This is a genomic window from Neorhizobium sp. P12A (assembly GCF_008365395.1).
Classification (GTDB): Bacteria; Pseudomonadota; Alphaproteobacteria; order Rhizobiales; family Rhizobiaceae; genus Rhizobium.
Genome location: NZ_QOVX01000001.1, coordinates 433544 through 455281 on the forward strand (window position 1 = coordinate 433544; position 21738 = coordinate 455281).

At 58.7% G+C, this 21738-nt stretch carries 22 protein-coding genes; 9 read left to right on the forward strand and 13 right to left on the reverse strand.

Going from position 1 to position 21738, the window contains the following annotated elements; translation table 11 throughout:
- Positions 1 to 27: 27 nt before the first annotated feature.
- Positions 28 to 939, forward strand: coding sequence for a LysR family transcriptional regulator (locus DTW90_RS02020; RefSeq protein WP_149336181.1), 912 nt, complete (start codon positions 28 to 30; stop codon positions 937 to 939).
- Here DTW90_RS02020 and DTW90_RS02025 read toward each other — a convergent pair whose 3' ends face one another.
- The 5 genes from DTW90_RS02025 to DTW90_RS02045 form a co-directional block, all read right to left on the reverse strand.
- Positions 940 to 1326 carry a DUF779 domain-containing protein gene (locus DTW90_RS02025; RefSeq protein WP_149336182.1) on the reverse strand — a complete coding sequence of 129 codons (387 nt, stop codon included), beginning with the start codon at positions 1324 to 1326 and terminating at the stop codon, positions 940 to 942.
- Positions 1327 to 1402: 76 nt separating this feature from the next.
- Positions 1403 to 2911: an aldehyde dehydrogenase gene (adh, locus tag DTW90_RS02030; RefSeq protein WP_132519422.1), complete on the reverse strand. Its 1509-nt coding sequence runs from the start codon at positions 2909 to 2911 to the stop codon at positions 1403 to 1405.
- A gap of 201 nt (positions 2912 to 3112) precedes the next feature.
- Complete coding sequence (locus DTW90_RS02035; RefSeq protein ID WP_149336183.1) at positions 3113 to 4072, reverse strand: GAF domain-containing protein; 960 nt, start codon at positions 4070 to 4072, stop codon at positions 3113 to 3115.
- Between the two features lie 132 nt (positions 4073 to 4204).
- Positions 4205 to 5695, reverse strand: coding sequence for a hypothetical protein (locus tag DTW90_RS02040; RefSeq protein WP_149336184.1), 1491 nt, complete (start codon positions 5693 to 5695; stop codon positions 4205 to 4207).
- 93 nt (positions 5696 to 5788) lie between these two features.
- Positions 5789 to 7888 (reverse strand): bifunctional diguanylate cyclase/phosphodiesterase, encoded by a 2100-nt coding sequence (locus DTW90_RS02045; RefSeq protein WP_149336185.1) that lies wholly within the window; start codon positions 7886 to 7888, stop codon positions 5789 to 5791.
- A 353-nt stretch (positions 7889 to 8241) separates the two neighbouring features.
- Here DTW90_RS02045 and DTW90_RS02050 point away from each other — a divergent pair, with 353 nt between their 5' ends.
- The 5 genes from DTW90_RS02050 (at position 8242) to DTW90_RS02070 (ending at position 13509) form a co-directional block, all read left to right on the forward strand.
- A complete protein-coding gene (locus DTW90_RS02050) occupies positions 8242 to 8853 on the forward strand; it encodes a 50S ribosomal protein L25/general stress protein Ctc (protein WP_132519410.1) in 612 nt (203 codons plus the stop codon).
- 255 nt (positions 8854 to 9108) lie between these two features.
- Entirely contained in the window at positions 9109 to 11475 is a 2367-nt protein-coding gene (locus DTW90_RS02055) for an EAL domain-containing protein (RefSeq protein WP_149336186.1), read from the forward strand.
- 28 nt (positions 11476 to 11503) lie between these two features.
- A complete protein-coding gene (locus DTW90_RS02060; RefSeq protein ID WP_149336187.1) occupies positions 11504 to 12220 on the forward strand; it encodes a transporter substrate-binding domain-containing protein in 717 nt (238 codons plus the stop codon).
- Between the two features lie 91 nt (positions 12221 to 12311).
- Positions 12312 to 13043: an aminoacyl-tRNA hydrolase gene (pth, locus tag DTW90_RS02065; RefSeq protein ID WP_149336188.1), complete on the forward strand. Its 732-nt coding sequence runs from the start codon at positions 12312 to 12314 to the stop codon at positions 13041 to 13043.
- 1 nt (position 13044) lies between these two features.
- A complete protein-coding gene (locus DTW90_RS02070) occupies positions 13045 to 13509 on the forward strand; it encodes a GNAT family N-acetyltransferase (RefSeq protein ID WP_149336189.1) in 465 nt (154 codons plus the stop codon).
- Positions 13510 to 13523: 14 nt separating this feature from the next.
- Here DTW90_RS02070 and clpS read toward each other — a convergent pair whose 3' ends face one another.
- The 3 genes from clpS to DTW90_RS02085 form a co-directional block, all read right to left on the reverse strand.
- Positions 13524 to 13835: an ATP-dependent Clp protease adapter ClpS gene (gene clpS, locus DTW90_RS02075; protein WP_149336190.1), complete on the reverse strand. Its 312-nt coding sequence runs from the start codon at positions 13833 to 13835 to the stop codon at positions 13524 to 13526.
- 82 nt (positions 13836 to 13917) lie between these two features.
- Positions 13918 to 14319, reverse strand: a complete 402-nt coding sequence (locus DTW90_RS02080; RefSeq protein WP_149336191.1) for a type II toxin-antitoxin system VapC family toxin — start codon at positions 14317 to 14319, stop codon at positions 13918 to 13920.
- A complete protein-coding gene (locus tag DTW90_RS02085; protein ID WP_149336192.1) occupies positions 14316 to 14573 on the reverse strand; it encodes an AbrB/MazE/SpoVT family DNA-binding domain-containing protein in 258 nt (85 codons plus the stop codon). Before DTW90_RS02085 ends, DTW90_RS02080 begins: the two co-directional genes overlap by 4 nt.
- 144 nt (positions 14574 to 14717) lie before the next feature.
- On the opposite strand from DTW90_RS02085, the gene ychF reads away from it, so the two are divergent.
- Complete coding sequence (gene ychF, locus DTW90_RS02090) at positions 14718 to 15821, forward strand: redox-regulated ATPase YchF (protein ID WP_149336193.1); 1104 nt, start codon at positions 14718 to 14720, stop codon at positions 15819 to 15821.
- Positions 15822 to 15861: 40 nt separating this feature from the next.
- On the opposite strand, the gene DTW90_RS02095 is transcribed toward ychF, so the two are convergent.
- Positions 15862 to 17004 (reverse strand): hypothetical protein, encoded by a 1143-nt coding sequence (locus tag DTW90_RS02095; protein WP_149336194.1) that lies wholly within the window; start codon positions 17002 to 17004, stop codon positions 15862 to 15864.
- A gap of 173 nt (positions 17005 to 17177) precedes the next feature.
- Between DTW90_RS02095 and DTW90_RS02100 the strand changes: the two genes are divergently transcribed.
- Together DTW90_RS02100 and DTW90_RS02105 are read left to right on the forward strand one after the other, a co-directional pair.
- Complete coding sequence (locus DTW90_RS02100) at positions 17178 to 17642, forward strand: MaoC family dehydratase (RefSeq protein ID WP_149336195.1); 465 nt, start codon at positions 17178 to 17180, stop codon at positions 17640 to 17642.
- Positions 17639 to 18106 carry a MaoC family dehydratase gene (locus tag DTW90_RS02105; RefSeq protein ID WP_132519383.1) on the forward strand — a complete coding sequence of 156 codons (468 nt, stop codon included), beginning with the start codon at positions 17639 to 17641 and terminating at the stop codon, positions 18104 to 18106. The genes DTW90_RS02100 and DTW90_RS02105 overlap by 4 nt, the downstream gene beginning before the upstream one ends.
- A 54-nt stretch (positions 18107 to 18160) precedes the next feature.
- Here DTW90_RS02105 and DTW90_RS02110 read toward each other — a convergent pair whose 3' ends face one another.
- The 4 genes from DTW90_RS02110 to petA all read right to left on the reverse strand — a co-directional run bounded on the left by DTW90_RS02110 (position 18161) and on the right by petA (position 21581).
- Positions 18161 to 18703: an adenine phosphoribosyltransferase gene (locus DTW90_RS02110; protein WP_149336196.1), complete on the reverse strand. Its 543-nt coding sequence runs from the start codon at positions 18701 to 18703 to the stop codon at positions 18161 to 18163.
- Between the two features lie 119 nt (positions 18704 to 18822).
- On the reverse strand, positions 18823 to 19689 hold the full coding sequence (locus tag DTW90_RS02115; protein ID WP_132519377.1) for a cytochrome c1: 867 nt from the start codon (positions 19687 to 19689) through the stop codon (positions 18823 to 18825).
- 23 nt (positions 19690 to 19712) lie between these two features.
- Positions 19713 to 20987, reverse strand: a complete 1275-nt coding sequence (locus DTW90_RS02120; RefSeq protein WP_132519374.1) for a cytochrome b N-terminal domain-containing protein — start codon at positions 20985 to 20987, stop codon at positions 19713 to 19715.
- A 15-nt stretch (positions 20988 to 21002) separates the two neighbouring features.
- On the reverse strand, positions 21003 to 21581 hold the full coding sequence (gene petA / locus DTW90_RS02125) for a ubiquinol-cytochrome c reductase iron-sulfur subunit (RefSeq protein ID WP_149336197.1): 579 nt from the start codon (positions 21579 to 21581) through the stop codon (positions 21003 to 21005).
- Between the last annotated feature and the right edge of the window lie 157 nt (positions 21582 to 21738).

A 21738-nucleotide genomic window follows, 5' to 3' on the forward strand; every position in this document is an offset into this window, starting at 1 on the left:
AGCCATGAAGCAAGAGTTCATAATGGCATGCCAGACGACCCATTCGATGGCCTGACGGAATTTCTCAGCGTTGCGGAGCATCGCAGCTTTACCGCCGCTGCCGCAGCCCTCGGTGTCACGCCAACTGCGGTCAGCCAATCGATCCGCGCTATCGAACGGCGCTTCGGCGTTCCTCTTTTTGTCCGCACGACAAGACGTGTCGCACTGACTGAAGCGGGCGAGGCACTTGTAAAGCGGCTTCGCCCCGCAGCGGAAGAGATTGGCGACGCGATCGACATGCTGGCAAATTTCCGCGATCGGCCTGTCGGCAATCTGCGGCTCAGCGTCCCGCGCATGGCCCTGCCGCTGATCGTGATGCCGCTGCTGCCCCGGTTTCGTGAGGCCTATCCGGACATATCGGTCGAAATATCCGTCGAAGACGCCGCGGTCGATATCACCCAACGCGGCTTTGACGCAGGCATCCGCATCGGCGAAGCAATCGAAAAGGATATGATCGCTATTCGCCTGACGCCTGAAATCAAATGGTGCGTCGTCGGCTCTTCCGGGTATTTCGCCCGGGCCGGCCGCCCCGAGACACCGGAAGATCTGACGCATCACGAGACGATCCGCTATCGATATCCCGCGTCCGGCGCGATCTACCGCTGGGAGTTCGAGCGCGACGGCCGAGAGTTCTCGGTGGATGTACCGGGCGCGATCACCGTAAACGACTTCGATCTGCTAATGCAGCTGGCGCAGTCGGGTGCTGGGCTCTCGTATCTTGCAAATCTTTCGGTGCGCGATGCAATCGCCGAAGGACGTCTCGAACGCGTCCTCGACGATTATCTGCCGACATCGCCGGGTCTGTTCCTCTATTTTCCCGCCCGATCCCAGACGCAGCCAAAGCTGCGCGCCTTCATCGACATGGCGACGAACCATGCCCGCGGCCGAACGGAAAGCTGATCAGACGCGAGCGACCGAAGGGATTTCGCAGGCCTCGCCGCCTCCGAAAAGGCGCGAGCGGGTAAGGAAGCGCTTCTCCCGGCCGTTGTCGAGCGAGAACATCCCGCCCCTGCCAGGCACGACATCGATGATCAGCTGCGTATGCTTCCATACTTCGAACTGGCTGCCGCTGATATAGACCGGCACTCCGCCAATCTCGCCGAGCTTCACATCGTGATCGCCGATCATGAACTCGTTCGCCGGATAGCACATGGGGGAAGACCCGTCGCAGCAGCCACCGGACTGATGGAACAGGATATCCGGATAGTCCTTCTGTATCTCCCGGATGAGATCGAGCGCGACATCGGTGGCAAGAACCCGCGGTTCGCCATTCACAACTGAGTCCATAACGGCCTCCTAAGGCAAATATGCCCACTCCCCGCTGAGGGAGTGGGCGAGTTGGATACTATAACGCTACGGGCTCTCAGAAGAAACCGAGCGCCTTCGGGCTGTAGCTTACCAGCATGTTCTTGGTCTGCTGGTAGTGATCGAGCATCATCTTGTGGTTCTCGCGGCCGACGCCGGATTGCTTGTAGCCGCCGAAGGCCGCATGGGCCGGATAGGCGTGATAGCAATTCGTCCAGACACGACCTGCCTGGATGCCACGGCCGAAGCGATAGCAACGGTTGGCATCACGGCTCCAGACACCGGCCCCGAGGCCGTAAAGCGTATCGTTGGCGATCTCCAGCGCTTCCTTCTCGTCCTTGAAGGTCGTGACCGAGACGACCGGACCGAAGATTTCTTCCTGGAACACGCGCATCTTGTTGTGTCCCTTGAAGATCGTCGGCTTGACGTAGTAGCCGCTCGCCAGCTCGCCGCCGAGATCGTTGCGCGAACCGCCGGTCAGTACCTGCGCGCCTTCCTGCTTGCCGATATCGAGGTAAGACAAGATCTTTTCCAGCTGCTCGCTGGATGCCTGGGCGCCGATCATCGTTGCCGGATCGAGCGGGTTGCCCTGCTTGATCGCTTCCACGCGCTTTACGGCCTTCTCCATGAACCGGTCATAGATGGATTCCTGGATAAGAGCGCGGCTGGGGCATGTGCAGACTTCGCCCTGGTTGAGGGCAAACATGGCAAAGCCTTCGAGCGATTTGTCGAGGAAATCGTCATCCGCTGCCATCACGTCGTCGAAGAAGATGTTCGGCGACTTTCCGCCCAACTCCAGGGTGACGGGGATCAGGTTCTGGCTGGCATATTGCATGATCATCCGACCTGTCGTCGTTTCGCCGGTAAAGGCGATTTTGGCGATACGCGGGCTGGAGGCCAGCGGCTTGCCGGCCTCGAGGCCGAAGCCGTTGACGATGTTCAAGACGCCCGGTGGCAGCAGGTCGCCGACGAGCTCCGCCCAGAGCAAGATCGAGGCCGGCGTCTGTTCGGCCGGCTTGATGACGACGCAGTTGCCGGCGGCAAGTGCCGGCGCCAGCTTCCATGTGGCCATCAGGATCGGGAAGTTCCACGGAATGATCTGCCCGACCACGCCGAGCGGCTCGTGGAAATGATAGGCGATCGTGTCATGGTCGATTTCACCGATCGAACCTTCCTGCGCGCGGATGCAGGCTGCAAAATAACGAAAGTGGTCGATCGCGAGCGGAATATCGGCAGCCATCGTTTCGCGGATTGGCTTGCCATTGTCCCAGGTCTCGGCCTGCGCAAGCAGCTCCAGCTTGTCCTCCATCCGCTGGGCGATCTTCATCAGGATATTGCAGCGCTCGGTCGTCGAGGTCTGGCCCCACTTTTCCTTTGCGGCGTGGGCAGCGTCGAGGGCTGCGTTGATGTCTTTCTCATCGGAACGGGGAATGTCGCAAAGCTTGCCGCCTGTGACGGGCGTGACGTTTTCGAAATATTTGCCCGAGATCGGCTCGCGCCATTCACCGCCAATATAGTTGCCATATTTCAGCTTGAACGGCGACTCGACGACTTTCTGATGCAGCATGTCATCCTCCCATGATGAAATGGTCCGAGGCGAACCAATGGGGGCAAATCTGTCGCGGCTTTGCGGTATTACATAGGGCTACAAATCCATACCGCAGTGCACAGTGTTTCACTTGTGCGACAGGATGGAAGCAAGGAATAACGTCCCATGCCCAGCGTCACACTGACGAGGATTCGAGGGCGCTAATAACGACGTATTTTCCTAGTGGACCGCGAACTTCTTCATCTTCCGATGCATGGTCGCGCGGCTGATTCCGAGCAGCATTGCCGCCTGCGAGACATTGCCGTTGGCGCGCGACAGCACGCGCCGCAGCGCCGCCCGCTCCGCCTCCAACAAATCCGACCCATCGTCGCTGCGGCTTTCATGCAGTGCATCGGCCGCCGGCAATCCTGCCGCAATGCGGGCATCGTCGAGCTTGAGCGCTATGCGAGCAGCCCTCGTTGCACCGAGCACAAGATCATCCTTGTCCACGGCAAGAAGAGCAGCGGTTGGGTTGGCGCCTGCCGGCACCATGACGAAACGCGCACCGGGAAAGGCGCTGCGAAAAAGATTGGTCTCGATGCGGAGTGCCGCATCCCGCACCGCTTGTGAAAGGATCGCAAGACCCATCTCGTTGACGTCTTCGCGACAAGTGGAAATATCCAGCGCCGCAGCAAGCTGGCCGCGATGATCCCGGATCGGCGCCGTCGTGCAGCTGAGACGAATGTTAGACGAAAGAAAATGCTGGTCCCGGAAAACCGCTACCGGCCGCCCATCGGCAAGCGCCGTGCCGATGCCGTTGGTGCCGATGCTTGCTTCGCTCCAGATCGACCCCGGCCAGAGCCCGAGCCTGTAGAAATCCTTGTCGTCGGTGACGGCGCCGCGGCGATCCAATGCGACACCATTCCCATCGGTAAGAAGCAGGCAGCAGCCGGCCTTGCCGACAGTCAGGAACAGCCGATCGAGTTCGTCGGCAGCGTCTGCGATCAGACGGGTGGATTGCTCCCTCGCCTCGCGGAATTCCTGTTCCGTCAGCCGCAACGGCGAGCGCTGCTCCTCTGGTGCCAGCATGTACTCGGTCATGCAGCGGCACCAGGACGCAACGATCGGAGAACTGGCGGCTGCGGATTTCTGCTGCGCACTTGCGTAGACACGCTCGGCGTGCGCTCTATCGGTCAGCATCGGCTCCTCCCAAAGCACGATGCGGATTGTGTCTCGCAACGGCATCTGTTGCAAATATAAAAGTCGCAGCGCCGGTCATAATTTAGCGACTGCGCAACCAGCGATGCTGCAAAACCCGCTTTTAAGAGCGGATCAGGGAGTCCCGGTGGGACCGGACGGCGCTGCCGGTATTTTCATCACTTGGCCGTTGATGGTAAAAGTGCCGTCTTCGGCCACGGTGATGTCCCAGCGCTGACGGCCATCGGGATCAGTCTTGGCAAACCCCTTGGCCGCCATCAGGCTGAAGGATACCTTATTGAGCTCAGGATCGGTCTTGGCCACATTCTGGATGAAGGAAATCGTCTTGTCGTAGTCGCGCGCAAGGATCGAAGCCTGCATCGAGAAGTGATTTTTTTCCTTCAAATTCGCTAGCAGCTTGCCGGATACCTCGACATCATAGACGGATGAAATCGCGCTCAGCTTGGGCATGTCGATCATCAGGTTTTGGCCGGGGAATATGATCTGCCCGATCTTGTCGCTGTCCTCCTTCGAGAGCGGCGAAGCCTTGGAAAAATCGGCATGCAACGCAAGGTCGACGGCATCGGCGAAATTCATGTTCGGAATACCGAACTGAAGTTCCGCAGCACTCGGAACGAGCGGAGCATAAATCGCAGGCACAAGCCCATCCGCGAGCGTGAAGTCCTGTGCCCGGACGCCGAAATCGATGCGTGACGCCTTGGTTATACCATCCATCTGGAAGGAATAATTCAGCCTCTTGATCCCGGCGTTTCCTTTCTCGGTCGTTACAGTCACGCCTTGAGCATCGACAGACTCTTGAAAGTGATTGAAGACCGGCAACGCGCCGCGCACCAACTCCTTGAAGCGGTCGCTACCCTTTTTGGAAAGAGTCTTCGCCTTGATATGTTGAAAGAGGAAACGCAACAGATCGCGCACCTCGATGACCGGGACACCTGTTGCGGACGCTTCGACGCCCATTGAGTCAGAGCGAAATTCAAAACCGGCCAGATTCGGGGCAACAACCTTGTTGTAGAGCGACGACATGTTGCTGCTGATATGAAAATCGACCTTATGGCCCTCGCCGCTGTCTATGGTCGCCAGCGTCGAATTTATTGCGCCCGCAGTCATCTCCGTCGCCTGAGCGCCGGTTACAGAGGACGACTTGAAGTCCTTCCCGGAGAAATTGGCCGAGCGAAGATAGCTGATCTCGGGATCGAAGACGCCACTATAGGTCGAAGGACCCAGCGAGGCGGTCATGTCAGTCGCCGGCTCCGGCCCGAACTTCGAATGCATCGTCAGATTGATGCCATCGTTGTTCTGCTCGATATTCCAGAGGCCGTTCGCAAGCGGTGCGACCAGGTACATCTGGGGCTTCAGCCCGGTAATCGAGAAATCGGACGAACTGACCTTGTCGAGAAACTGCCCCACATCGAAGGTGACTTCATAGGCGTTCTCGGCGGGCTTCACACGTATGAAGCCGCTTTTTACGAGATCCTGCGAGAAAGCGTGATTGATGGCGTTTCTAAGCTCGCGGGCGCCCTGCTCGCTGATTTCAGCAGCCTGGGAGACACCTGCGAGACCGAAAACGAACATTCCCGCGACGACGATGATTTGAGGACGCACCATCTGACTCTCCCGTTACGCATGATGCGACTGTGGAAGAGGCGCGGGCTCAATGTCAACCCATGCGTTTGAAAGGAAACGACAAGTTTAGGTGAATCAGGCGGCCGCGGCGTTGCCGGGTTCTTCCGGCGTGGGCGGCGACGCTTGCTCGTCTGTTGTCGCAACCGCTACGTTGGGCGCATTGACGAAGTTTTCGATGCCGGAGCGTGGCATCGGCTTGCCGAAGAGAAAGCCCTGAACTTGCAGGCATCCTTCCCGGCGCAGGAAATCCATGTGCTCCTCGCGCTCCACCCCCTCGGCCAGAACGGGAATGTCGAGGCTGGCGGCAAGAATGAGTGTCGAACGAACGATGGCAGCAGACTGCTTGCTGGAGACGACGCCATCGACAAACGCGCGGTCGATCTTGATCTTGTCGAAGGGGAAGCTCTGCAGCGTCGACAGTGACGAATAGCCGGTGCCGTAATCGTCCATCGCCACCTTGACCCCAAGCTTCTTCAACTGGCGGATCACATGCAGGGCATGTTGATGGTTTGCGATGATGCTGGATTCGGTGATCTCGAGTTCGAGACGAGAGGCGGAAAGGCCGGTTTCCAAGAGGATCTGATGCACCACCTGCGGCAGCCTGTTGTCTGCAAGCTGCTGCGGCGCGACATTGACGGCGATCCGCAAAGGCTGTTTCCAGGTCGCCGCCTCCGCACAGGCCGCGCGCAGGACCCACTCACCAAGTTCCAGGATGAAGCCGGTCTTTTCCGCGATCGGAATGAATTCGCTTGGTGGGATCATGCCCCGCACTGGGTGATGCCAGCGCAGCAATACTTCGAATCCGACTATCCTGCGGGTAACCGTGTCATTCTGCTGCTGATAGAACAGCTCGAACTCGCCCTTTTCGATGCCTTCGCGCATTTCGATGGCAAGCGCATTGCGCTCTCTTGCCGCCTGGTCCATCGACGGATCGTAGAAGCAGATCGTGTTCGTCGCAGTCGTCTTTGCGCGATACATGGCAACGTCGGCCTGAGACAACAGATCGTCGATATTGGTGGCGTTGCGGGGAAAGGTCGATATCCCGACGCTGGAGCCGATGAAGAGAACCTGGTCATTCCAGGCGATCGGCTTGCTGAGCTCATCAAGCACCCGCTGCGCCATCGCCCGGACGTCGGCACGGACGAAATAATCGAACAGGACAGCCACGAATTCGTCGCCACCGATACGAGCGACGAATTCGCCCTTCTGCATGATGGTTCCAAGGCGCTCCGCCACGATCCGCAGGACGGCATCGCCGGCCGAATGGCCGTGGACGTCATTGATCTCCTTGAAACGGTCGAGATCGAAGCTGAGCACCGCAATCTGGCTCTTGATCTCGTTCGCGCGCTCGATCAGCCCCGTAAGATGCTCGTTGAAGGCCGTCCGGTTCGGAAGGTTGGTCAGCGGATCGTGCAGGGACAGATGCCGATAGCGTTCCACCGCCGCCTGGTTCGACTGCATGTCGATAATATAGGTCGAGGCGCCGAGCAGCAGAATGATCAACATGACAACGCAGATGATGCCCGTCATGATGTTGGCCGAAATGATCTCCCGCTGTATCTCCATCGCCGGGTCGGGCGAAATCGTAAGGCCGGCCATGCCGGTGAAGTGTGTCAGTACGATGGCAAGGACCAATGCCAATGCCCCGCTATGCTTGCAGAAACGGGTGATCGGACGCGAGACCCGGTTGGTCGCAAGACCGCCGAAGAAAGCGCCGAAGATCACCGAAGCCAGCACATAGGAGTGATCCCATTGCAGCTCGCCGGTCGCCCGGTAGGCGGCGATGCCGGTATAATGCATGACGACGATGCCGAGACCGACGATTGCTCCGCCCGCCTCGATCAGGGCGCCCCTTGGGCTCAATCCTGCGATTGTGAAGCCAATGACGGTGACCGCAATGCTCAAGAGCAGCGAAGCGAGCGTCAGCGTCGGATCGTAGCCGTTGATGACCGGAGTCTGGTAGCCGAGCATCGCTATGAAATGCGTGGTCCAGATCATTGCTCCGCCGACGAAACCGGTAAGGAAGATCCAGTTGGACCTCTGCAGCCCATGCGTCCGGCGCACCCGACCGAAAAGCCGCATCGTCAGCAGCGAGCCTAGGATGCAGATACAGCTGGCAAACAGTAGGTGGGAATGGCTATGTTGAACGGCGATGCAGGAAATGATCTTGAGCATGAAGAGAAACCGCGAATTTTGACGGGTCCTCTATAGACACTGCGAATGGTACTATCCGTTAATTTCGTAATATTTCAAATTTGATGCTTAAAACTTCCTCTAGGCGGACAATCGTCGACTGAAATTTTCAACCTTTGATCACAAAAAGTTGTATCCAGAATCCATTTTGGCCCATTGCGGGGCTGCATCGTACAAACTTGCGTTTCCCCGGCCATTGTATTATAGGCCACGCGTCCGTGTAGACACCCTTGGAGGCAACGCGGACGAGGCAGGGCTCGCCCTCCTCCAGCTTACCCCTTATGCGGCATGCCGCAGGCGGGCAAGCTCTCCAAATAACCTCGAAAGGAATAGCCATGAGCCAGGAAACTTACGAGCTCAAGGCCGAGGCGCGCGAACGGGTTGGTAAGGGGTCCGCCCGTGAACTTCGCCGCAACGGTTTGATTCCCGCTGTCATCTATGGTGACAAGCAGGCCCCCATTTCTATCGCTCTCAACACCAATGAGGTGACGAAGCGCATTCATGCTGGTGGTTTCATGACCACCATCGCGACGATCGAAGTCGACGGCAAGAAGTACAAGGTTCTGCCGAAGGACTACCAGCTCGATCCGGTCCGCGACTTCACGATGCATGTGGACTTCCTCCGCGTATCCGGCAACACGCAGGTTACGGTCGAAATCCCGGTTCACTTCGCAAACGAGGACAAGTCCCCGGGCCTCAAGGCTGGCGGTGTACTGAACATCGTTCGCCACGAAGTCGAAGTCCATTGCCCGGCCGATGCGATCCCGGAAGCCTTCACGATCGACCTCTCCGGCCACAAGATTGGCGACAGCATCCACATCTCGCATGTGACCCTGCCGAAGGGCGTTACGCCCACGATCACTGAGCGCGACTTCACGATCGCGACGATCGTTGCTCCGGCTGGCGGCGCCCAGGAAGAAGAAACGAGCGAAGGCGGCGAAGCTTAAGCTTCGGCATATTTGCCTTTCCGCAGTCAGACCCGCCTTCCCTTTGGGATGGCGGGTTTTTTATTTGGCGCAAAAATCGTCTGCACAAGTAAAAGCGTTCCATTTCTGATGCTTGCGAGGCATTGCAGAATGTTAACCGAGACGTTTCAGCAACATTTAACGGATTCATGAAAGCTTACGCCGGAAGTTGTAGAAACACTTCCTCCTCGACGGTGACAGGATGATGTTTCTACGATCCCGGAAAGAAGCGGAACGATGAACAACTCCGTGGAGAACAGGTTTTTTGCAATCGTTTGCGGTGCGCTTCTCGTATTTGTCGCGCCGCTTTTTGTGTTGTTCCTGTTTCTTTCGTCCGAGCGCGCCGAAAAGGAAATAAAGGACCATATTTCGGTCCTGCTCGTGGCCAACGCCCAGGCGCTCGCCAAGCCGCTGTGGGACCTCGACGAGGATAGCGTCACCCAGATCAGCGCCACGACGGTCGCCGAGGGAGCAGTGGTCAGGGTCAATGTCCGCGATATTTCCGGACAGCTCGACGTCACGCAGTCGACAATTCCCAAATCCTACAAGGGCGAACTGGAATCGATCTCCCACTCGATCGTCTACACAACGGTCGACGGCACCAAAAATCTCGGCGCGATCACCGTCTATTATCCCAAGCTCGGTCTGTTCGACGGCCTGAAGCATGAGGAAATCGTCTTCATCTCGATTTTCATCTTCGCCGTGCTGACTGTTTTCGGCACCGCGCTGATCGGCAATCGCATATTCGTCATCCAGCCGTTGATGCGGCTGACCCATGCCATCGAGGCAACGCGCCAGCTCGGCTCGCGCCATCACGTCGACTGGCAATCGAACGACGAAATGGGGCGCCTCGCCCAAAGCTTCAACGAAATGCAGATCAAGCTGGCGCGAGAGGAAACCGAGCTGAAGCTCGCGCATCGCCGCGCGACGGATACCTATAATCTCACCCCGGCAATGCTCTTCTCTCTGGACTGCGATGACGGTATCGCCGCCGTCAGCGACTATTGGCTGGCCGCCACGGGCTACGCTCGGACCGATGTCATCGGCCGTAAGTTCGAGAGCCTGATCCTGCCGGAGTCCCGCGAAAAATACGGACGGCGCAAGGTAAACCGCAGCGACAACGCTGCCCGGCTCGATGTGACCGTGAAATTCTCCTGCAAGGATGAGCGGGTCATGGATGTGCTCATCCTTGAATCGACGGCCACCCAGGACGGTCTGGCGCTTTCGGTCATGACCGACGTTACCGACCTGAAGCAGTCCGAAGACCGCAACCTGCGACAGGCGATCACCGACCATCTGACCGGCCTTCTCAATCGCCAGGGCTTCGAGACCGCACTCGATGCGAAGATCAATGAAGCCGATCTGCGCAAGCGCGAACTCGCCTGCCTGTTCATCGACCTCGATCGCTTCAAATGGATCAACGACAATCTCGGCCACGCGGCTGGCGACGAAGCATTGTGTGAACTCGTCTCGCGCCTCCAGTCGCGTATGTCGCCCGGCGACATCGCGGCCCGCCTTGGAGGCGATGAATTCGCCGTCCTACTCTTGGCCGAGGATGCCGAAGCCAGGGCGATCGAAATGTCGGCCCTCATCTCCGAAATCTTCCACGCACCCTTTGTCGGCGATGCGCGCCTCAGCGCCAGCATCGGCATCGCGATCTATCCGCGGCAGGCAGCCAACGCATCCGAGCTGCTGCTGAAGTCCGACATGGCGATGTACGCGAAGAAGCGCGATGGCAAGAACGGTGCGCAGATATTCGACAACAGCATGATGGACGATTCCCGTCGCCGCGCCGAATTCGAAAGCTATATCGAGAACGGTCTCAACGAAGACTGGTTCGAAGCCCATCTGCAGCCGATCGTCAATATCGAGGATCGGTCCATCGCCGGCTTCGAAGCGCTGATGCGCCTTCATCATCCGCACAAAGGCGTCCTGCCGCCAGCCGACATCATCGACGTCGCCGAGGAAACCGGCTCCATCATCCGCATTGGCAACCGCATCATGGAAAAGGCGATTGCCAATCTTGCCCGGATTTCCCGCATCGACGGCATGCAGAACACCTATATCGCCATCAATTTCTCGCCGCTCCAGTTCGAACCCGGCCTGCCGATGCGCATTGCCGGTCTGCTCTCGCGCTACGATATCCGTCCGGAGCGGGTCGTGGTCGAAATCACGGAGGCGGTGCTGATGGACGACAATCCGGAAATCCGCACCATCATCAATGAGATCTGCCGCTTCGGCTGCCGTATCGCACTCGACGACTTCGGCACCGGCTATTCCTCGCTGAGCTATATCAACCGCTTCCCGGTCAATATCATCAAGATCGATCAGTCCTTTACCCGTGCAGTCAACGACGCGTCGGTGGACGTCCGCCGCAAGAGCCGCATGCTGGTCGAAAGCATCACGACGCTGTCGCACAAGATGAATTGCACCGTCATTGCCGAGGGCATCGAGACCGAAGACGAATGCGCGACGTTACGCGCCATGGGCCTCGATCATGGGCAGGGCTATCTTTTCCATCGCCCGCAACACCCTGACATTTTGCTGGAAACCTTGAACAAGCTGTCGCATCAGGAAACCGGTCCGGTAGCGCACGCCATTTGACCGCGGATGAGCGGAGAGGAGAAATCCCATGCGCAAGCTCCTTTTTCTCGTCTTTTGGGGACTGGCCTCGATCGCCCATGCGGAGACCATCAGCTTCATCACCGAAGATTATCCGCCCTTCGCCTACAGGGACGGAAAGGACATCAAGGGCGCGACCATCGACGAGATCAACGCCATCATGGCCGATATCGGCACGCCGTATACGATCGACGTGATGCCCTGGGCGCGCGCCTACACCTTAGCGCAGACAACCCCCTTCACCTGCGCCTTTGTCACGGCCCACAATGCCGAACGCGACAAACTCTTCAAATGGGTCGAGCCACTGCTGATAGATCACAACATCCTGATCAAGCACACGGGATCCGACGTTCAGGCGGAGGATCTCGACGAGGCCCGTAAATATGTGGTCGGCACATGGCGGCAGGACTACACGGAAACCTTGCTCCGCCAGGCGAACTTTCCGAAGATCGATGTTGCTGCAGACTTCAAGTCGACGATGAAGAAGCTCGTCAGCGATCGCATCGACCTCATGCCGATATCGGAATTCTACTTCCAGAAGCTGCAGCAGGAAGGTCAGCCTATCGAGGCTGTCACATTGCTTTCAAGCCAGCCGATGGGCATCTCCTGCCAGAAGGATTTCCCCGACGAGTTGCTCGGCAAGATGCAGGCTGCGCTCAACCGGCTGATCGCAGACGGACGGCAGAAGCAGATGTTCCTGCAATACGGACTGAAGCTCGATAACTGACGCCTCTTTCGGCCGTTTCCCACTTCGACCTTGACATTGCCGCCGTTTCGCTGTCGTGAACGGCATCGTCACGTCAGCAAGGGCGAAACGCATGTTTCTGATCGCAGGCCTCGGCAATCCCGGTGGCAAATACCAAGCCAACCGTCACAATATCGGCTTCATGGCCGTCGACGCGATCTATCGCCGTCACAGCTTTTCGCCCTGGAGCAAGAAGTTCAAGGCGGAGATCGCAGATGGCGAGCTTGGCGGCCAGAAGGTGCTCCTGATGAAGCCGCAAACCTTCATGAACCTGTCGGGCGAAGCCGTGGGCGAGGCCATGCGCTTCTACAAGCTGGAGGCCTCCGATCTGGCCGTCATCTACGACGAACTCGATCTTGTCGCGGGCAAGGCCCGACTGAAGATCGGCGGGGGGCATGGCGGCCATAACGGCATCAAGTCCATCGACGCCCATTGCGGCAAGGAATACCGTCGCTTACGCCTCGGCATCGGCCATCCCGGAGCAAAGGAGCTGGTGCACAATCATGTCCTCGGCGACTTCTCCAAGGCGGATCAGGCCTGGCTGGAGCCTTTGCTCGATACGCTGGCCGATCACGCCGACATGCTGGTGCGCGGCGAGGACTCGCAGTTGATGAACAAGATCGCCCTGGCTCTCGGCGGCAAGGCCGAGGAGGAGACGCCACCCAAATCGGAGAAGAAGCCGGAAAAGAAGCCGGCGGCAAAATCCCACATCCACCAGGCCCGCAATCACAACCAGCCGAAAATGCCGACATCAGGCCCCATGGCCGACATGCTGAAGAAGATGTTCGGCAAGAAGGACGATTGAGATGGCGCCCCTCCCCAGGATCATTATCCGGCCGGTAGCGTCAGGTGATCTGTCGACACTGCTTGCTCTCTACCGGCATCTCAATCCCGACGATCCGCACATGGAAAGCGGTGACGCCGAAAGCCGCTTCCGCCAGATAGCCGCCCACCCCGGCATTACACTGTTTGCAGCCTTCGACAGCGCGATGGCGATCTCATCGGTCACGCTGATCGTCATACCGAACCTTACCCGCGGCGGCGCATCCTATGCATTGATCGAGAATGTCGTGACGCACGCCGATTATCGCAAACAGGGGCACGCGCGATCCCTGATCGACACGGCCGTCACTGCGGCTTGGGACGCCGGCTGCTACAAGGTGATGCTACTGACGGGCTCCCAGAATCCAGCGACGCATCGCTTCTACGAAGGATGCGGCCTCGCACAAAACAAGACCGGCTACCAGATGCGCCGGCCCACAGCAATCTGAACAAGCATTGAAGACTACTCTTCAGGTTCCGTCGTGAACATGAGCGGGAAACCCATGCCCTTGGCAAGGTCGATTGCCTCGGTAGCCTTCGTTTCGGCGATATCCTTGGCGCAGACGACCACCACGCACGAACCGAGCTTGTGGGCGGTCATCATCACCTTGTAGCCCGCTTCCTCGCTCATACGGAAAACGGCTTTCAGCACCATGATGACGAACTCACGCGGTGTGTAATCATCATTGAAGAGAATAACCTTGTAAAGCTTCGGCTTATCCAGCTTCGGCGTAACTTTGGTTTTCGGTTTAAGGGCAATGTCGTTGTCACTCATCGGAATTCCACCGTCGATGACATAGGGAAATCGTTTGCAAACCTATATTGCCATTTGCGGTCATCGATCAATGCCTACGCGATCAATCTTCACCTAACAAATAACATTTGCGGCCGGTCTGATCGAAGACAGCGGCAGCCTTTCGATCAAAGGTCGCAAAGAATTCGCCGCCCAACCTCAGACCTTCAGCGGCGATGATGCCATCTGCAAAATCACCGCCGGCATCCATGAAATCGATACCATTCGCGACGGCTGCACGGTCCAGTATGATGCGCTCGGTCTGCAGCAACTCCTCTATAGCCAAGCGCAACTCGGCAGCGGTGAATTTGTACAGACGACGGAGAACCCATATCAATTCGCATAACGTCTGGTTTGGAATAACGATCTCGTTCGATAAAAGAAAGCGCTCCGCAATCTCGCTTTGACGGGGATCGTCACCGGTGAACATGCGTACAAGAACATTCGTATCGACGACGACACTCAATGATCGGCCTCACGGGCGTAGCCGGCCTCAATGGCCTCGTTGATTTCCTCGATGGAGTAGGCTCGCACCGCCTTGTGCGCGAACATGCCGAAGAGCTTCTTGATCGGCTGTCTGGGTTTGACCGCGTGAATGTTGCCATTCCCCTTCGCCAGCAGGTCGATTTCGATCTCGTCTCCGGGGCGCACTCCGAGATGATCGAGCACCTCCCGCCGCAAGGTGACCTGCCCTTTCGCTGTGACTTTCAGCCGAACCATTCGCATCTCCTTCGGCCGATAAAGTAAGGCAAATATGCCTTACCGGCAAGTAAACCCGATGTTTGGCGGGGAAAGTCTTGACCCGAAAGCGCCGTTCCCCCATACGCACAGCCAAACAATTCAAGCAGAGCAGGTTCAAGAGCCATGGGCTTCAAATGCGGTATCGTCGGACTGCCCAATGTCGGCAAGTCCACTCTCTTCAACGCGCTGACCAAGACGGCGGCGGCGCAGGCGGCAAACTATCCCTTCTGCACGATCGAGCCGAACACCGGCGAAGTCGCCGTTCCCGATCCGCGCATGCAGAAGTTGGCGGCGATTGCCGGCTCCAAGGAAATCATCCCGACCCGTATCTCCTTCGTCGACATTGCCGGCCTTGTGCGCGGCGCATCGAAGGGCGAAGGCCTCGGCAACAAGTTTCTCGCCAACATCCGCGAAGTCGATGCCGTCGTGCACGTGCTGCGCTGCTTCGAGGATGACGACATCACCCATGTCGAAGGCCGCATCAATCCGGTCGGCGATGCCGACACGATCGAGACCGAGCTGATGCTCGCTGACCTCGAAAGCCTGGAACGCCGCGTCGAGCAGACCCGCAAGCGTGCGACCGGCAAGGACAAGGATTCCATGGCGCAGCTGCCGATCATGGAAGCTGTGGTCAGGCTGCTCAACGAAGGCAAGCCGGCCCGCCTGCTCCTGAAGACGCTGTCGCCCGAGGAAATCGAGATCCTCAAGGGTCTGAATCTTCTGACCTCGCATCCGGTTCTCTACGTCTGCAACGTCGCGGAAGGCGATGCAGGCACCGGCAACGAACACACCGCAGCCGTCGCCGCCATGGCGAAGGAACAGGGCGCCGAATGCGTCATCATCTCGGCCGCGATCGAAGCGGAAGTGGCGCAGCTGCCGGAAGAAGAATCCCGTGAATTCCTCTCGGCCCTCGGCCTTGAGGAAGCCGGTCTCGACCGCCTGATCCGCGCCGGCTATCACCTGCTCGACCTCATCACCTATTTCACGGTCGGCCCGAAGGAAACCCGCGCCTGGACGATCGTGCGCGGCACCAAGGCCCCGCAAGCCGCCGGCGTCATCCATACCGATTTCGAACGCGGCTTCATCCGCGCCTTCACCATCGGCTACGACGACTACATCAATTTCAAGGGTGAAGTCGGCGCCAAGGAAGCCGGCAAAGGCCGCGACGAAGGCAAGGAATACGTCGTCCAGGACGGCGACGTCATCCATTTCCGCTTCAATACCTGATCAACAGGCATCCCGGACCCGACAACATCTCTTGCCGGCGTTATCTCAACGCCGGCAATTTCGTCTGTATGCCAAGCGGCAACCGTCCGACGATGGCGCGGCGAAGATGCGGCCAGCCGACACCGATCATAAGCACAAAGAGCCCCACGAGCAGAAGCGCGGCAAAGCCCGCCGTATCAACCTGCGCCTGGCTCTGGCGAAGAATGCTCACGATCGCGACGCCAAGCGATACGAGCCCCGAGGTGACGAAGGCGCGACGGTCGATGATTACCCCCACGAACATCAGGATCAGAACGATCGCGACAATGACCGGCGCTCGCGAATAGTTGTCGAGGCTCGGAAACAGCAGCCCGGGATCGGCTCCGGCCTTGTCGATCTGAAGCCAGAACACCAGCATGATCGTGGTGTAGAGAAGCGCGGGCGCCGTCGCGAGATGCATCCAGAACGCTACATCGGAATTCCGCGTGACGCGACGCGGATCCTTCAGGTCGAAAAACATGGCGACCGCGAACATTGCGAGCGCGGCGCCGAACAGGATGCAGAGTGTCAAGAATGGGCTCGCACCCTGTGGATGCGCCGGATCGCTGACGCCGCCGATCAGGAAAGGCACTCCGATCAGATAGAAAATCCCCGTGACCGCCAGCGCGAACAAAGACAGCAGCACCGCGGCAAGCGACAGGGGCACTCGGTACCGCCAATAGAACAGGCCGAGCAATGGGGGGAACGGTAGCAGCATCAGCATACCGGCCGCCAGGGCACTCAGACCGTCAAAATCGCCAAGGGCATGGCGCGCAACCACGACCGTCCCGATCCAGTAAACGAGCCAAAGCGTGAGCACGACAGCGGGAAGCGCCAGTCGCTGCCGCCGCACGAGAATTTCGGCAAGCACGATTATCACCGGCAACTGCACATAGATGGAGAAAAGGCCACGCAGCCCGACCAGCAATACGATGATGCCGATCGTAATCAGGATATCGTGAAAGCCACGGACAAATCTCGGCGCCTCAGTATCCTCCAGGGGATTTACGTCATCCTCGCGAGTGCCGGAAGATGCTGCCATTCCTTCGGCGGGATCGAGCGGGACGTTCCTTTCCCTAAGGTAGGAGAAAAGCGTGTCGGCCTGGTTTCTTGTGATGATGCCGGCCTCGGCTGCGCCACTAAGCGCGGTCTCTAGATTGCTCATATCTTTTCCGCATGGTCATACACAGCCGAATGAAGATCACAGGACCGCTTTTCAATCAATAGGCGAAAATCGGCTCTCCTCTCAATGCGACCTTTCCACCTTCCTGTCTAAAAACACTTGCCTCCCCCCGCGTCGCATGCCATCTGCCCGGTCAGGGAGTGACGAGGCCTGCAATGAACAATCAGAAACTGAGCTATGAGGATTTTCCCGTCGGCCGGAGCTTTCCGCTTGGCCCCGTGACTGTCACGGCGGAGGAGATCATTGAATTCGCCACAGAATTCGATCCGCAACCCATGCATCTCGACGAAGCCGCCGGTCGCGCCAGTATTCTGGGCGGGCTCGCCGCCTCCGGCTGGCATACATCGTCGATCTTCATGCGGATGATGATCGACAGCTACATCCTGCAATCCCGCTCGGAAGGCGCCCCCGGCATCGATTTCATGGATTGGAAGAAGCCGGTGCTTGCCGGCGATACGCTGTCGGGCGAGTCTGTCGTGCTCGATGCGCGTCCGATGCGCTCCAGACCCGGCATCGGCATCACCAAGTTTCGCCATGAGATCAGGAACCAGGGTGGCGAACTGGTCGTACGCGCCGAGAATTCCGTCATGATCCGCATGCGCTCGGAGGCTGCAGCATGAGATTGCAGGAGCACCATCCGATCGATCGAAAGATCGAGCTTGGCAGCCATGTTTTCACGACGGAAGAAATCATTCGCTACGCCAAGCGCTTCGACCCGCAGCCCTTCCACGTGGATCCGGAAGCGGCGCGCCACACATTGTTCGGCGGCCTCTGCGCATCCGGCTGGCACACCTGCGCGCAATGGATGCGCGCCTTCATGGACCACTGGTCGAGGGAGGCGGCACAGCTAGAGCGCGATGGTCTTCAACCACCGAAGCTTGGTCCATCCGCAGGCTTCAAGAAGCTGCAATGGCTGCGCCCGGTCTTTGCCGGCGACACGGTGACCTTCTTCGTGACCTTGCTGGAGAGCCGGCCCATGGCCTCACGGCCGGGCTGGCTGATGAACACGATCCGTTGCGAAGGCGTCAATCAGGACGGCATTGCCGTCCTGCGCTTCGAGAGCAGCGTCCTCGAATTCGAGTGAGGTTACTGCAGCGATCTTGCGGACAGTGGCCGGCCGACACGCCGGTCTGCCGGCTCAGTGACCGGAGAATTCCACCAGCGTGTGCACCGGAACATCCAAGGCTTCGAGCTTGGTCCGGCCGCCGAGATCGGGCAGGTCGATGACGAAGCAGGCGGCAACCACTTCGGCGCCCATCTGGCGCAGCAACTGCGTCGCTCCGACGGCCGTGCCGCCCGTTGCGATAAGATCGTCGACGAGGATCACCTTCTCGCCGGGCGCGACGGCATCGCGGTGCATCTCCATTTCATCAACGCCATATTCCAGGCTGTAGGCGATGCGCACGGTCTCGTGCGGCAGCTTGCCCTTCTTGCGGATCGGCACGAAGCCCGCGGAAAGCTGGTGCGCAACGGCGCCGCCCAGAATGAAGCCTCTCGCCTCCATGCCGGCGACCTTGTCGATCTTCGTGCCCGCATAGGTCTGCACCAGCTCGTCGACGGCGCGGCGAAAAGCGCGCGGATTGCCGAGCAGCGTGGTGATGTCGCGAAAGATAATGCCGGGCTTGGGGTAATCCGGGATGGAACGGATGCTAGCGGCAAGCTCGGAGGCAATGGTGTCCATGGAAATTCCGTATAGTCGAGGGGCATGATTGACGGCGCACACTATCAATTGCCCGCCTCCGTTACCAATAAAAAAGGCGACCACCCGGGTCGCCTTTTGCATGGAGCACAGAAGGATACTTAGTGTTCCTTGTTGGCGTAGATCGACCGCTTGGTGAGATAGATCAGAACTGTGAAGATCAGCAGGAACACCATGACCATGAAGCCGGTATGCTTGCGCTCCTCAAGATGCGGTTCGGATGCCCACATCAGGAAGGACGCCACGTCCTTGGCATATTGATCGACCGTCTGCGGCGAACCATCGTCATAGGTCACCTGACCGTCCGACAGCGGCTTCGGCATGGCGAAGACCGCGGCAGCGTGGAAGTAAGGATTGTAATGCGCGTTCGGCGGCACTTGGAAACCGGCCGGTGCGTCTTCGTAGCCGGTCAGCAGCGAGTAAATATAGTCCGGGCCGCTTTCCTGATACTGCGTGAAGATGTCGAAGACGAAACGCGGAAAGCCGCGCTCCACTTCGCGCGCCTTGGCGAGTAGCGACATATCCGGCGGCACGGCGCCGTTATTCGAGGCAGCGGCTGCCTCGGCATTGGCGAAAGGCGCCGGGAAATGGTCCGACGGAAGCGACTTCCGCATGAACATTTCGCCCTGCGGGTTCGGCCCATCCTGCGTCTGGTAGTTCGCCGCGAAGGTCTTGATCTGCGCATCGTTGTAGCCGAGATCGGCGAGCGTGCGGAACGGGACCAGGTTCATCGAGTGGCAGGCGGAACAGACTTCCGTGTAGACCTTCAGCCCGCGCTGGAGCTGAGCCTTGTCGTAGTAGCCGAAGGGACCGGAAAAGGTCCAATGCTGCTCCCGGGGCTCCTTGATCGGATAGGTCGGCAGCGCGGCTTCGGCCGGCTTGGGCTTGGCATCCTGAGCGACGGCCGCAGCGGTGGCCAAGCCACCCACGATTGCGACCGCCAGAAGGCTTGCAACGAGCTTCTTCATTGTTCTCTTCCCTCTCCCGTCACTCAAGCCTGGACCGGAACGGCAGCCTTGCCGTTCTGCTTTTCGAGGACCGCTTCCGTAATCGAGTTCGGAATGCGCCTCGGTGTCTCGACAAGGCCGAGAACCGGCATGATGACGAGGAAGAAGACGTAGTAGTAAAGCGTCGAAAACTGCGAGATCGTCACGTAGAGGCCTTCAGCCGGCTGCGAGCCAAGCCAGCCGAGAAGGATGGAATTGGCGACGAAGAGCCAGAAGAACAGCTTGTACCAGGGACGATAGACGGCAGAGCGAACCTTCGAGGTATCGAGCCAGGGCACGAAGAACAGGACCGCAATGGCGCCGAACATGGTCAGAACGCCGGCGAGCTTCGAGTCGATCGGTCCGATGGAGAAGGTGATCGAACGCAGCATCGCGTAGAACGGCAGGAAGTACCATTCCGGAACGATATGCGCCGGCGTCTTCAACGGGTCTGCCGGGATGTAGTTGTCGGCATGGCCGAGATAGTTCGGCAGGTAGAAGACGAAGTAGGCGTAGACCAGCAGGAAGATGGAAACGCCAAGCGCATCCTTCATCGTTGCATAGGGCGTGAAGCGAACCGTATCGGTCTTAGACTTGATCTCGACGCCGGTCGGGTTGGTCTGGCCCGTCACATGCAGCGCCCAGATATGCAGGACGACGACGCCGGCGATCATGAAGGGCAGCAGGTAGTGCAGCGAGAAGAAGCGGTTGAGCGTCGGCTGATCGACGGCGAAGCCGCCAAGCAGGAATTGCTGCACCCACTCGCCGACCAGCGGGAAGGCGGAGAAGAAGCCGGTGATGACGGTCGCGCCCCAGAAGGACATCTGCCCCCAGGGAAGCACGTAGCCCATGAAGCCGGCGGCCATCATCAGCAGGTAAATGATCACGCCGAGGATCCAGAGGATTTCGCGCGGCGCCTTGTACGAGCCGTAGTAAAGGCCGCGTGCAATATGCAGATAGACCGCAACGAAGAAGAACGACGCACCGTTGGCGTGCATATAGCGCAGCAGCCAACCGTGATTGACGTCGCGCATGATGTGCTCAACCGAATTGAAGGCTATGGTCGTGTCGGCTGCGTAGTGCATGGCGAGAACCACGCCGGTCAGGATCTGCAACACGAGCATGACCGCCAGCATGGCGCCGAACGTATAGGCATAGTTGAGGTTGCGAGGAACCGGATAGGCAACAAAGCTGTCGTAGACCATACGCGGCAGCGGAAGCCGCGAGTCAATCCACTTTTCGAGCCCTGTGGACGGCTCGTAGGACGAATGACCACTCATGATTCAGTATCCCCCTCAACCGATCTTGATCACTTTGTCGGATGTAAATGCATATTGCGGAATGAAGAGGTTCATTGGCGCCGGACCCTTGCGGATGCGACCGGCGGTGTCATAGACCGAACCATGGCAGGGACAGAACCACCCACCATATTCTCCCGAGGTTCCAAGCGGAACGCATCCCAGATGCGTGCAGGAACCGATCATTACGATCCAGTTCTCCTTGCCCTGCCCTGCCGTTCGCGCAACATCCGTCGCCTGCGCGTCTGCCGGCAGGTTGGCGTTGCGCGCGATCGGATCCTTGAGGTCCGAAATCGGCGTATCCTTTGCGTCGTTGATTTCCTTGTCCGTGCGGTTGCGGATGAAAATCGGCTTGCCGCGCCATTTTGCCGTCAGCGACATGCCCGGCTCGAGGCTCGAAATGTCGACTTCGATCGAGGCAAGAGCAAGCGTCGATGCATCGGGCCGCATTTGATCGATAAAGGGCCACGCAACCGACACGGCGCCGACAGCACCTGCCATTCCAGTAGCCAAATATAGGAAATCTCGGCGAGTAGGCTCGCCTCCGGCTTCACTGCTCGTGATATGCTCGCTCACGCTGGACCATCCTCTTCCGCAAAGGCCGCGGTTCAAAAGACCGCAGCACCCCCTCTAACGGCGAATCGTTACGACATAATTCCGCCATAGATTCCTCCGTATCCCGCCGCGTTCTAAGCTTGATCGCAAACTATGTCCAGTCTTGGCAAGCAGTGGG